This window comes from Peptoniphilus sp. KCTC 25270, from assembly GCF_021012875.1.
Taxonomy (GTDB): domain Bacteria; phylum Bacillota; class Clostridia; order Tissierellales; family Peptoniphilaceae; genus JAJMZJ01.
Map to the genome: position 1 here is coordinate 41,740 of NZ_JAJMZJ010000005.1, position 13,342 is coordinate 55,081.

The following is a 13,342-nucleotide window of genomic DNA, read 5'->3' on the forward strand; positions in this document are numbered from 1 at the left end:
CAACCAAAAACGAACTAAAAGGAGAATTATAAATGATTAATCAAACAATGGTAAATTTAGGAACAGCGAAATCTGTTATCCGTGAATTGGCAGCTTTTGGTGCAGAACGTGCAAAAGTTGTAGGAAAAGAAAACGTATTGGACTTTTCATTAGGAAATCCATCCGTTCCAGCTCCAAAAGAAGTACAAGAAGCGATTTTAGATATCGTTCAAAACATGAGCCCAGTAGAATACCATAGCTACAGCTCAGGAGCAGGACATGACGGATGTCGTGAAGCCATTGCCAACAACTTAAACAAAAGATTTGGAACAAACTATACAAAAGACAATCTATTGATGACTTGTGGAGCCGCTGCTTCTTTAAGCATTACATTAAAAGCGTTAATCGCTGATGAAAAAGATGAAATCGTAGTATTGGCACCATTCTTCCCAGAGTACACTGTATTCATTAAAGAACAAGGTGGAAAACAAGTAATGGTAGAACCACAAGACAATATGCAATTGAATATCGAAGGAATCCGCAACGCGATCACAGAAAATACAAAAGCAATGATCGTAAACTCTCCTAACAACCCAGCCGGCGTTATCTATACAAAAGAAGAAATGATGGCCCTAGCAGAATTGTTAAAAGAAAAAGAAGAAGAATACGGTCATGCTATCTATCTAATCATGGATGAACCATATAGAGAATTGGTTTTAATGGATGATGTAGAAGTAGCTTATATGCCAAACCATTACAAAAATACTGTAATCAACTATTCTTGGTCAAAATCCCTATCCTTACCAGGAGAACGTATTGGATATGTATTGGTACCAAACGAAGTAGATGACGAATTGTTAATGGCAGGGGTAGCTGGTGCAGCAAGAGCCTTAGGTTATGTATGTGCTCCAACTCTAATGCAATTTGTAATTGAACGTTGCGTAGACGTTGAACCAGATGTAACAGTTTACAAGAAAAACCGCGACTTATTGTTCGACGGATTAAAAGAATTGGGTTACAATGTAGCAAAACCAGCCGGAGCCTTCTATCTATTTATCGAAGCTCCAGACGGAGACTCTGCAAAATTCTCTGAAAAAGCAAAAGAACACGATATGTTAATCGTACCAGGAGCAGGATTTGGCGCAGAACGCTTTGTAAGACTTTCTTACTGTGTTGAAACAGAAAAATGCGAAAAATCACTGCCACTATTTGCTAAGATTATGGAAGAATACAAATAAGACCCAAGGTTATGAAACCCTTAAACTCTAAGGGTTTCATAACTCTTTTTTTTCAAAAAACCCTCGATAAATTCTGAAAATCTCGCGAAAACCGTTGATACTTGGAAGTCATTGTAGTATACTTGTATACAAGAAGGGATATTCCCTTCCTTAATTTGGTAAAATTTTCTCAATATGGAGGAACCTTTTTATTTCGAGAAAAGGAAAACATTGCCAAACCTTTAAAGGAGGAAGTATGAAGAAACTTACTGTGCAAGAAGCAGCTGAATGGATTAAAGATGGAGATACGGTTGCTTTTTCTGGTTTTCTACTCACTGCCTTCGCAAGGGAAATCGTTATAGCAATGAAAGAGAAATTTGAAAAAACAGGGAGTCCGAAAAACCTTACTGTGATGCACGCATCCGGTTGTGGGAACAATGCGGACCAAGGTGTTTTTGAACTCATGGAACGAGAAGGATTGGTTTCCAAATACATATGTGGCCATTACACTAGAAGTAAGAGAAGTGTAGAGTTGGTGAATCGAAACGCCATAGAATCTCACAATTTACCAATAGGAATGCTATGTAAAATGTATCAAGCGAAGATTGAGGGAAAAATCGGAGAATTCTCCAAGATCGGATTACATACTTTTGTAGACCCTCGTTATTCTGGTGGAAAGATGAATTCCGTTACGAAAGATGATTTGGTGGAATTGGTAGATATTCAAGGAGAGGAATATCTACTTTATAAAGCCCCAAATATTGATATCGGTATTATTCGTGGAACAACGGTAGATGAACATGGGAATTTGACGATGGAGGAGGAAGCTTCCTTTGCCGATGCTTTGGAAGTCGCCATGGCAACAAAAGCCTCTGGCGGGAAAGTAATTGCTCAGGTCAAGTATTATGTCAAAGATAGCTCTATTGACAGACCCAATGTAAAAGTTCCAGGAATATTTGTAGATGGCTTCTATGTAACAGAAGACGCGCAGGAGTACCATCGCCAAACCCCCGGCGAACTCTATAGTCCTATACTGTCTGGTTACAATCATACAGATATCACAAGTAAAAAAGTTCCTTTGGTTTTAGATGAAAGAAAAATCATCGCCAGAAGAGCTGCTTTTGAGATCAAAAGAGACACGGTGGTTAACCTTGGGTTTGGAATCCCTGAAAACATTGCTCTGGTAGCAGATGAAGAAGGAATGATTCAACATTTGGTTCTTACAGTAGAAAGTGGAATCATTGGTGGAATTCCTCTAGGCGGGAAGCATTTTGGCGCAGCTGTAAATGCTTGGGCTACTATGTCGATGAGCCAAATTTTTGATTACTATAACGGGGGAGGATTGGATATATCTTTCCTAGGCTTTGCTGAAGTTGACCCTTACGGAGATGTAAATGTGAATAAATTTGGACCAAGTATTGCAGGTGTAGGTGGATTCATAGACATTTCTCAATCGACAAAGCAAATGGTATTTTGTGGAACGATGACATCGGGCGGGTTGAAAATCAAAATCGAGAACGGAAATCTTGTCATTGTACAAGAGGGCAAACGGAAGAAGTTTGTAAAGGAAATCGAGACCATCTGTTACAATTCGAGATACGGTGTCCAAAGAGGTCAAAATTGTATTTTTATTACGGAGCGATGTGTATTCCGCCCTACAGAAGATGGATTGGAACTGATTGAAATTGCTCCAGGCATAGACATTGATAGAGATATAAAAGACCAAATGGAATTTCCGATCAAAGTATCAAAAGATTTGAAAACGATGGACCCAAGGATTTTTAATATTGAACCCATGGAGTTGCGAAAAGCGTTTTAACCCGAAAGGGAAAAAATATTGTTGTTAAATTAAAGGAGGAAAATATGGAATTTAGTAGAGAACATGAATTGGTACGTGCTCTAGCCAGAAACTTTGCTGAGAGAGAGTTAACGGACGAAGTGTTAGAAATCACAGAAGAAACAGGTCAATTGCCATTTGAAGTGGTAGCGAAAATGGCGAAAGCCGGATTCTTTGGAATCAAAACTCCTGTTGAGTACGGTGGAGGCGGCGGAGACCACATTTCTTACGTAATCGTTATGGAAGAAATTTGTAAGGTTTCTGCAGTAGCTGGTGTATTTATTTCCAGCCCTAACTCATTGTCTGGCGCACCAATTCTTTTATCAGGAACTCCTGAACAAAAAGAAAAATATGTAAAACCTATGGCATTGGGTGAAAAAATTATCTGCTTCGGTTTAACAGAACCAGGCGCAGGTTCTGATGCAGGTGGTATGAAAACAACAGCTGTATTAGATGGCGACGAATATGTATTAAACGGTAGAAAGACTTTCATCACTGCCGCTCCTATTTCTGACTACGCAATCATTTACGCAAAAACCGATGTGACAAAAGGTACAAAGGGAATTTCTGCTTTCATCGTAGATATGAAGAGCGAAGGCGTAAGCTTCGGTAAACCAGAAGAAAAAATGGGTATCATCGGATGTCCTACATCTGATATCGTATTGGAAAACGTACGTGTACCAAAAGATTGCCTATTGGGCAAAGAAGGCCGTGGATTCATTAACGCAATGCAAACATTGGATACTGGACGTATCGGTATTGCGGCACAATCTATCGGTATCGCTGCTGCTGCTTTGGAAGAAGCAACAAAATTTGCGAAAGAAAGAAAACAATTTGGTATGCCTATTGCAAAATTCCAAGGTATCCAATTTATGTTAGCAGACATGGCTACAAAATTAGAAGCTGCTAGACTATTGACATATCAAGCGGCAAAATTAAAAGACGAAGGAAAAGATGCTTCTAAAATGGCATCTATGGCAAAATATTTTGCATCTGAAGCTTGTAACGAAATCTGTGCAAAAGCTGTTCAAATCCACGGTGGATACGGATTTATTAAAGAGTACAAAGTGGAAAGATTGTATCGTGATGCACGTATTACAACCATTTACGAAGGTACAAGCCAAGTACAACAAATGGTTATTGCCGGCAACCTTTTGAAATAAGAGTCGTTTAAGATATAGGAGGATATAGTATGAATATTGTGGTATGTATAAAACAAGTACCTGATACAAACGAAGTAAGATTGGATCCAAAAACAAACACATTGATCCGTGAAGGCGTTCCAAGCATTATCAACCCTGACGATTTAGCAGGTTTGGAAGTGGCTTTACGTTTAAAAGATGAAGATCCTGACAATAGAAAAGTTATCGTTCTTTCCATGGGACCACCACAAGCAGAAGTTGCTTTACGTGAAGCATTGGCAATGGGCGCTGACGAAGCGATTTTATTATCAGATAGAGCATTTGGTGGAGCCGATACATGGGCAACATCTTGTACCATTACAGCAGCAATCAAAAACATCGATTACGATTTAATCATTGCTGGTCGTCAAGCTATCGACGGAGATACTGCACAAGTTGGACCACAAATTGCAAAACACTTAGACATTCCTCAAATTTCTTATGCTGAAGATGTAGCATTAAATGGAAATGTTATAACTGTAAAACGTCAATTCGAAGACCGTTACCATATTTTGGATGCAGATCTTCCTATTTTGATCACAACATTAGCAGAAGCAGCAGAAACAAGATTCATGACAATCCGTGGAATCTATGATGCTTACAAAAAAGACATTACTGTATGGGGATTGGAAGACGTTAAAGACAACCTAGATATGGACAATATCGGTTTGAAAGGTTCTCCAACAAAAGTAAGAAGATCTTTCCCTAAAGCAGGTAAAGGTGAAGGAACTCTTTTGAAAGATGTTACAGCAGATGAAGCAGCAGAAGCTATTTTAGCGAAGTTAAAAGAGAAATACTTTATCTAATAGGAGGGATACAATGAGCAGAGATATCTACGTTTTTATTGAACAACGCGACAATAAGTTAGAAAAAGTTGGTATTGAATTATTAGGAGAATCTCGTCGTTTAGCAGACGATTTAGGACAAGACGTTGTAGGGATTCTTTTGGGTTCAGATATAAAAGAAGAAGCAAAAACATTATTTAGACATGGTGCAGACCGTGTAATCGTAGTGGAAAGCCCAGTATTAAAAGAATACTTAACAGAACATTACGCAGAAGCAGTTTACCAAATCATCAAAAAATACGAACCAGAAATCGTATTATTCGGTGCAACTTCTATCGGTCGTGACCTTGCTCCACGTTTGGCTGCACAAGTTCACACAGGACTTACAGCAGACTGTACAAGCTTGGAAATTGATCCAGAAAACAAAAACTTGTTAATGACTCGTCCAGCATTTGGTGGTAACTTAATGGCTACGATCGCATGTGAAAACTTCCGTCCACAAATGGCGACTGTACGTCCAGGCGTAATGAGCTCTATTAATGTGGAAAAAGAAGACGGAGAAGTGATTGTAGAACAAATGACTTTCCCATCTGACTCAAAAATCCGCATTCGTGAAATCTTAAAAGTAGAAAACAAGAAAAAAGATATTACAGAAGCAGACGTATTGGTATCTGGTGGCCGTGGATTAGGTGGACCAGAAGGATTTGATAACTTAGCAGAATTGGCTGCAGAACTTGAAGCAGAAGTATCTTCTTCAAGAGCTGCTGTAGACTCTGGTTGGATCGAAAAATCGCAACAAGTTGGTCAAACAGGTAAAACCGTACGTCCAGAATTATACTTTGCATTGGGTATTTCCGGAGCCATCCAACACGTTGCTGGTATGGAAGAATCTGATTTAATCATCGCAGTAAACAACTCTGAAGATGCTCCAATCTTTGAAGTAGCAGATCTTGGTGTTGTTGGAGATATTAACTTAGTTGTACCAAAATTAGTAGAATTAATCCGCAAAGAAAAAGCCTTAAAAGAAGAATTAAGCAAATAATTTAACAACAACCTTATACAAAAAGAGCGTCCTTGGGACGCTCTTTTATTTTTCTTTCCATAGAGGATCATAATAAAACATTTTGTTATTGTAATAGTCGAGATTTTTAACAAAATCTTCAATTTCTTTGTATTTATTGGATTCAGAAGTAAAAAACTCTCCTTGGGAACGTGTCAAACGGTCGTTAAAAATATCTACTTTAGGAAGTTCTTCGCGAACAATCTGCATATATTTTGGACCTTTCCAATGGAATTGTTCAAAAGCGGTACCCATCAAAAACTGAGCAGAAATTTCTGGTCCCTCTCCTTTGAGGAGATTTCCAAAATTTTCTTGGAGAGATGGATTTCCCCAAACAATATAAGGAGTTCGACTTCGGTTGAGATAGGTTGGAATCTGGGAAGAATCAACGTCAATATTCAAATCCTTATACCCAATATCCTCTTCTCCTAAAAATGGATTGTGATCGCCGAAAGCAATCACCAACGTCGGTTTTTCTTCTTTTTCCAATGTCTTTAAAAATTCTTTTAAAGCGTTGCTACTCGCTTGAATCCCATGGAAATAATTATTTACGATATAGTAGCTTTCATCGCTTGAAAAATTTTCTCGGGCAATATATTCTTCTTCTAAGGATGAAGAATCATAGGGACCGTGATTTTGCATGGTAACCGTAAAATTAAAATAAGGTGTGTTATCTTTTGTGTTTTCTTTATAGTTTTTCAAAATATGGGGATAAAGATTTTTGTCCATAAAGTGCTTTCCACCTTTATCAAAATTCTGAAAATAATTTTCCATATAATAAAATTCGTCAAATCCAAGTTTTGGGTTGATATTTTGCCGATTATAGAAACCTCCGCTATTTGGGTGCATGGAGATGGTCTTATATCCTTGGTCTTTTAAGTACCAAACATAGGAATTTACCGGTTTATAATATCTAGAATAATAATAGGAGCCTCTTAAAAAATATCTTTCTACAAAGGCTGTACCTCCACCAAACATATTATTGACAATAGATCCATGGAAGCTATTTTCTTTTATCCAATCCAAACTATCGTAAGGGTATTTTGAAAAAGGCAAATCAAATTTTGAGAAATCATTGTAACTTTCTAGCATAATGGCAATGATGTTGATTTTTTCTTTTTCAGGAATATCTTCATCCTCATAGGAATTCCAAATTTCATGGATTTCATCTTCATCATAGTGTTCAGGTTTCTGAACAATGACTTCATTCACGGAATAGACAAAGGAATAAACCATGCCATGGGCTTTTTCTTGCTCCACTTCTACCCACTCATTAAAACCGGGAACTTTGTTTTTCCCATATATTTCTGGAGAAAGTAAGATACTTTTGCTAAAAAGTAGAAATAGAAGAGATAAAATTAGCCCTGAGATTCTAAATGTTATAGGAAGTTTGTACTTTCTAAAGAAATAAAGCAATATAAGAATGAGTCCCATGACTACAATCATAATGAGAAAATGATTGGGGAACAGAATGGAGTAATCGTTTCCTAGCATATTGAAAGCTTCTTTTATAAGTCCTAGATCAGAAAAGCGTATGTTTTCATATCGATAATGGAGTTTTGAAATATTGGAAAGTCCCATGATTGTAAGGAAGAGAAAAGAAAAGAATGTACATCTATAAAGTTTTCCCCATAGAAAATAAAGAATGAGATGAAAAAGAAATAGGGGAAGAAAATTTAACAATACAATTTCTTTGTTACTTATGTATAAAAGAAATAAATTTTGATCCATTGTTAGATTGGTAAAGAAAAAAGATAAAAATACGCTAAGTAGCGTAACAAAAGATAAGAGAAACAAGTCCAACAACAGATTTTTTAACGTTTTTTTCATAAAATCACCTACTACCATACTATCAGACTTTACAAAAAAATATATGTCAAAACTCCATAGAAAAGTCGGGAATAGGAGTTTTGGTCATATATTTAGAAATATTCAATGTCTATATAAAAATAGAATCAAAAGAGTACAAATTTATTTGGATTTTTTATTCAAATCTATTGAAATTTGATTTCGGTTTCGCAAAAATTCTCTTACGACATCAAAGAGGAGTTTTTTTGATTCAGGAGACAATTTATGGAGTTGATATAGGGCCTCTTTGAATTTTTTCAGATTATAGGAAGGGGTTCCAATGATGATATTTTCTTCGGAATCTTCTCCCAATAGAGAAAAAAGAGCATGGCTAAGTTCTTGTCTTTGTTTTGCATCCAAAAGATCCAATGTTTTGTCTAAGGCCGAGGACAATTGAAGAGATTCTGCCGTTAAAGTCGAAGGGAGGAAATGATTCCCTTTTACTTTCCAAGAATAGGCCCTGTGTTGCCGCAAATCTTTGGCGTCGCTTTCAATAACTATAGGTTTTTCTCTACGGTGAAGAAGGAGACCAACGAGAGAATCTTGAGGAATATAGGTTTGAATTTTCTTCTCTATATTTTTATAACCAGAGAAATGCAGATGTTGCTTAGGAAAGCCGGGGCCATCGTAATTATAAACGGTTTCGATTTTTTCTTGTAAGGATTCCTCCACAGACATGGCAGCATAAAGTGCCAAGTTTCCCCCTTTGGAGTGACCTCCAATGGAAAAGGGTGTAAGAGCCTGTTTTAGGTGTTTTTCCAAAAAATCTTTTGCCTTCTTTTGGGAGGGAATTTCTGGCAAATAGGACAGGGCAAAATCCTCTTTCCATCCTAAGACACGAAAATCCGTCCCTTGAAAAGCCAAATAAAGGGGTTGATTTTTGTAGGAAAACAGAGTGGCTCCAAATTGGGATTTGTCTTCAAGGGAAAGTTCATAGACAAAATCTTGAAGGAGAATATCTTGAAATCGACAGGATTTTCCACAGGCTGTTAATAAATCGTAGGCAGCTTCCCGTAAAATTTCGTGGTTTTTCAACAGGCTGTTGATAGGTATTTTCTCCCAACATTCCGCCGCTTCTTTTAGGTTTAAGGGAAATTTGCAACCAAGACCTAGGTAATCGACGTAGCTTAACTCGGACAAGATGGCGCCATCTACCTCATTAAAAGGATCTTGTTCAAGGGTTAAATCTCCCCTCCAGTAAATGTATTTTTCTAAATTATTCATGATCCAAACCTTTGTAAATTTTTGGCCGTCGATCGTCCCATAAATCGAAGAAATCTTTTACTTGATCGATTAGGGAAAGGTCCAATTCTGTATTTTGCCATTGAGGTTCCTTATCCATAGATAAAATGGCTTCCCCTGTAGGGGCAAAAACCACAGAATGACCACCACTTAAGGGGCGGTATCCTTCGGCTTTGGAACAGTTGGAAACAACGACAAACATTTGGTTTTCTATAGCCCTTGCTTGGGCCAAAATATGGAGGTGATCCACTCGAGATAGCCCCCAAGCCGCTGGGCAAAACAAGATTTTTGTTCCTTTCATAGCAGATAGACGAATCCATTCAGGGAAACGCAAATCGTAGCAAGTAACAAGAGCACAGGGAATATCGTCCAAAGAAAAATGGCAGAGGGAACTTCCAGGGGTAAAAAATTCATTTTCTTTAGAAGGAGAGAAAAGATGGGCTTTATCATAGGTGGCGATTTCTTCTCCCTTTCGGTCATAAACGTAGGCGCGATTGATCCAAGAATCTCCTACTTTTTGGGCAAGACTCCCTCCAATTAGGTTAACATGGTGCTTTTTGGCAAAGGAGGACAAAAAGCTGCGAATTTCTTCGGAGCAATCCTCTTCTAAAGAGGACAATTCCTTGGGAGCAAATCCTGTATTCCAAAGTTCAGGAAGAACGATGGTGTCAGGGTTTTCTTTTATAATTTCTTCCAATGTATTTTCCATCCAATGGATATTTTCTTTTATAACAAGGGGGGCAACGGGCGCTTGAACAACAGATATTTTCATAAAAACCTCCTATTTTTCTGTATTATATCATAGAAAAAGCGCCCTCTAAAGAAGGCGCTAAAACATTTCCTTTATACATTATGATTCAAGAGATATTCTAAGATTTGGATGGCGTTTAGAGCCGCTCCTTTTCGAATATTATCTGCTGTACACCATAGATTCAAACCATTTTCTACCGATGGATCCAAGCGCAAACGACCAACAAAAACCTCGTCTTTTCCCTCTGTATAAAGGGCCAAGGGATAGACGTTGTTCTTTGGATCGTCTTCTAAGACAATTCCAGGGGTATTTTCATAGATTTTGCGAAGTTCTTCCAAATCCACAGGTTTTTCGGTTTCCACATTGATAGAGATGGAATGGGCTCCGCGGACAGGAATTCGAACGGTAGTCGCTGTAATGGGAAGATTCGGAAGATGGAACATTTTTCTTGTTTCATCAATCATCTTCATCTCTTCCTTGGTATAGCCTGTATCTAAGAAATCGTCAATATGAGGAAGAGCATTAAAAGCAATTTGATGAGGATAGAATTCGTTTTTCTTTCCAATCAAACCACGGTTCAAATCTTCTAAACCATTTACTCCACTACCGGAAACGGCCTGATACGTATTATAAACAATTCGTTTGATGCCATAGTTTTCCAAAATAGGAATAAGGGCAACCACCGATTGAATGGTAGAACAGTTTGGGTTGGCGATAATTCCCTCATTGGTTAAGGCATCTTCGCCATTTACTTCAGGGACAACCAACGGAATGTTTTCATCCATTCTAAAACAAGAGCTATTGTCAATAACAACCGTTCCAACAGAAGCTGCAATAGGAGAAAAGACCTTGCTAATACCGGAGTCCAAAGCGGATAGGGCATAGTCAAATTTTCCTTCCAAAAGGGCCTCTTCCGTAAGTTCTTCTAAGACCAATTTTTCGCCTTTGAAATCAACAGTGCTTCCTGCACTACGGGAAGAAGCAAAAACCTTTAGCTCCTCAATAGGTAAATCTTTTTCTTCTAGAATACTTACCATAGTCTGTCCTACCAAACCAGTAGCTCCTAGAACGGCAATACGTATGGGTTTCATATCTAACCTTCTTTCTTTAGAGTATTTAATACACTATAGCAATAAAGAGAATAATTGTCAAATGGGAAAAATCCCCAATTTTTAGGGAATTTCATGTATAATAGAAGGTAATTATTTTGGCATTTTAATAAAAATTTACAGAGGAGGATTCTATGAAAATAGCATTAGTCGGAATCGGAACCGTAGGCCAAGGAGCGTATGAAATCTTACAAAACCGAAAAGAGGAAATCAAACAAGCTTTAGGAGAAGAAGTAGAAGTTTCCTATATCGTCGTAAGAGAAAGCCGCGTGGAAGAATATTCAAAAAAATGGGGAAATATCGTTACTTCAGATTATGAAAAAGTTTTAGAAGAAGTGGATGCTGTGGCGGAGGCAACGGGAGCCAAAGAAGCGGGCTACGAATATATGAAAAAAGCTTTGGAAAAGAAAGTAGCCGTTATTACAGCCAATAAATCCGTAGTAAGTGCTTATTTTGAAGAATTAACGGCCCTTTCTCAAAAGAACAATACGCCTTTTTTGTTTGAAGCAGCCGTTGGAGGCGGGATCCCTGTATTAACCCCTCTTCGTCAATTGCTTGTAAGCAATGAAGTGGAAGAGGTAAATGGAATCTTAAACGGAACCTGTAATTATCTATTGAACAAAATGTTTGCAGAAGATGCAGATTATGGCGAAACCTTGGCCCTTTGTCAGGATTTAGGATATGCAGAAAAAGATCCTACTGACGATGTGGAAGGTTTCGACACCATGCGAAAATTGCGAATTGTAACAACCATGGCTTTAGGAGAAATTCAGGAAGAAGATATTTTGGTACGGGGAATTTCTCAAATTAACAAAGACATTGTTGCCTTTTGTAAGAAAAACCATTGGAAAATCAAATTGGTGGCTACAGCGAAAAAAGAAGAAAACCGCTTGTCTGCCTTAGTAGAACCCGTTGTAATGGAAGAAAGCCATCCTATGGCGGCTTTGCCATTGGCTATAAACACCCTTCGAATAAAAGGGGATTCTGTAGGAGATTTGGCCTTTGAAGGTCCAGGAGCCGGAAAAGAGCCAACAGGAAACGCTATGGTAGCAGATATTTTGGATTCCAAAATGTACGGTGGCTATCCTTTGATGAAAAAAGAAGGAGCAACGGTTCATAACGATGGTTTCAAAGGGAAATATCTTGTTTTTGGGAATAAAGTTCCAGAAGAAATGGTAGAAAGTAAACAAGGGGATTTCATTATTACAAAAGAAGTATTGCGACAAGAATTGATGAAGCATTTAGAAAAAGACCAATTTTTTGCACGAATGGAAGTGTAAAAAGACCAAGACAAGGAAGCGAGGCGCCCTATGCTCAAATCTCATTTGGAATATTTTATAGAAATCGTAGATCAAAACAGTTTTACCAAGGCAGCAGAGAATTTGTATTTGAGCCAATCGACTTTAAGTAAAGCCGTAAAATCTTTAGAAGATGAATTAGGGGTTGTACTAATCAATCGCACCTCCCATTTATTTGAAATTACCGATCACGGAAAAATTGTCTATGAATTTGGAAAAGATATTGTAGGATATTATGAACGAAAAGAAACCGAACTTTTGCGAAGACTTTCAGAGGAAGAAGATCATCTAACCCTAGGACTCCCTCCAACAGCAGGAAGTATCTATTTCTATCAATTTTTAGCAGGATTTCAAGAAAAATTTCCCAATGCCCACTTGGTCATTGACGAATCCACATCTAAGGAAATTTCTGAAAAAGTACTGTCAAAAGAATTGGATTTAGGCGTGGTTATTTCTCCCTTTGAAGAAAAAGGGTTTCTACAAGAAACCGTATTTACATCTGAAGCGGTTTTGGTTGTATCCCACGATCATCCCTTGGCCAAAGTAGAAGAAGTGGCCTTTCCTGAATTAGCGAAGGAAAAATTTCTACAGGTTTCCAAAGACTATATGTACCACAGTGTCTTCCGAGAATACTGTAAAAAGGCGGGATTCGAACCCAACATTATCTTTGAAAGCAATCAATGGGATATGTTGTTGGAAATGGTAGCCATGAACCAAGGGGTTTCTCTCTTGCCAAAGCCTTTGGTAGACAAATATTACCCAAACCGATTGCATCAAGTGCATCTAAAAGAACCAGAATTTCCTTGGAGTTTGATTATTATTTATAAAGAAGGGGAAACCGTAACGCCTTTGATGAAATCCTTTATCTTATCTACAAAAGAAGAAAAAGAAGCACTGAAATAAAGAACTCTCCTGTAAGGGGAGTTTCTTTTTTATGCATGTTTTCTATCTATGAATCAAATTCATAGATAGATGAATTTTATAGAATACCATAATTCCAAAATAAGGGTATTCTATAATTAAGAAGAGAAGAAA

General features: G+C 37.7%; 11 protein-coding genes. 7 read left to right on the forward strand and 4 right to left on the reverse strand.

Annotated features, from left to right (window positions below; all coding sequences use genetic code 11):
- Positions 1–32: 32 nt before the first annotated feature.
- The 5 genes from LQU94_RS07445 (at position 33) to LQU94_RS07465 (ending at position 6,041) form a co-directional block, all read left to right on the forward strand.
- On the forward strand, positions 33–1,217 hold the full coding sequence (locus LQU94_RS07445; protein WP_230697053.1) for a pyridoxal phosphate-dependent aminotransferase: 1,185 nt from the start codon (positions 33–35) through the stop codon (positions 1,215–1,217).
- A gap of 235 nt (positions 1,218–1,452) precedes the next feature.
- Positions 1,453–3,015, forward strand: a complete 1,563-nt coding sequence (locus LQU94_RS07450; protein WP_230697054.1) for an acyl CoA:acetate/3-ketoacid CoA transferase — start codon at positions 1,453–1,455, stop codon at positions 3,013–3,015.
- 44 nt (positions 3,016–3,059) lie between these two features.
- The gene (locus tag LQU94_RS07455) at positions 3,060–4,196 is read left to right on the forward strand and encodes an acyl-CoA dehydrogenase family protein (protein ID WP_230697055.1); all 1,137 of its coding nucleotides are present in this window, start codon (positions 3,060–3,062) and stop codon (positions 4,194–4,196) included.
- Between the two features lie 29 nt (positions 4,197–4,225).
- Positions 4,226–5,020, forward strand: a complete 795-nt coding sequence (locus LQU94_RS07460) for an electron transfer flavoprotein subunit beta/FixA family protein (RefSeq protein WP_230697056.1) — start codon at positions 4,226–4,228, stop codon at positions 5,018–5,020.
- 13 nt (positions 5,021–5,033) lie between these two features.
- The gene (locus tag LQU94_RS07465) at positions 5,034–6,041 is read left to right on the forward strand and encodes an electron transfer flavoprotein subunit alpha/FixB family protein (RefSeq protein WP_230697057.1); all 1,008 of its coding nucleotides are present in this window, start codon (positions 5,034–5,036) and stop codon (positions 6,039–6,041) included.
- Positions 6,042–6,086: 45 nt separating this feature from the next.
- Here the strand turns inward: LQU94_RS07465 and LQU94_RS07470 are convergent, their stop codons facing one another.
- The 4 genes from LQU94_RS07470 to LQU94_RS07485 form a co-directional block, all read right to left on the reverse strand.
- Positions 6,087–7,319, reverse strand: coding sequence for an LTA synthase family protein (locus LQU94_RS07470; RefSeq protein WP_230697058.1), 1,233 nt, complete (start codon positions 7,317–7,319; stop codon positions 6,087–6,089).
- Between the two features lie 711 nt (positions 7,320–8,030).
- Positions 8,031–9,131 (reverse strand): Mbeg1-like protein, encoded by a 1,101-nt coding sequence (locus tag LQU94_RS07475; RefSeq protein WP_230697059.1) that lies wholly within the window; start codon positions 9,129–9,131, stop codon positions 8,031–8,033.
- Positions 9,124–9,921 (reverse strand): nitrilase-related carbon-nitrogen hydrolase, encoded by a 798-nt coding sequence (locus LQU94_RS07480; protein ID WP_230697060.1) that lies wholly within the window; start codon positions 9,919–9,921, stop codon positions 9,124–9,126. The genes LQU94_RS07475 and LQU94_RS07480 overlap by 8 nt, the downstream gene beginning before the upstream one ends.
- Positions 9,922–9,992: 71 nt before the next feature.
- On the reverse strand, positions 9,993–10,991 hold the full coding sequence (locus LQU94_RS07485) for an aspartate-semialdehyde dehydrogenase (protein WP_230697061.1): 999 nt from the start codon (positions 10,989–10,991) through the stop codon (positions 9,993–9,995).
- Positions 10,992–11,143: 152 nt separating this feature from the next.
- Here LQU94_RS07485 and LQU94_RS07490 point away from each other — a divergent pair, with 152 nt between their 5' ends.
- Together LQU94_RS07490 and LQU94_RS07495 are read left to right on the forward strand one after the other, a co-directional pair.
- Complete coding sequence (locus tag LQU94_RS07490; RefSeq protein ID WP_230697062.1) at positions 11,144–12,289, forward strand: homoserine dehydrogenase; 1,146 nt, start codon at positions 11,144–11,146, stop codon at positions 12,287–12,289.
- A gap of 30 nt (positions 12,290–12,319) precedes the next feature.
- A complete protein-coding gene (locus LQU94_RS07495; protein ID WP_230697063.1) occupies positions 12,320–13,210 on the forward strand; it encodes a LysR family transcriptional regulator in 891 nt (296 codons plus the stop codon).
- Positions 13,211–13,342: the final 132 nt, after the last annotated feature.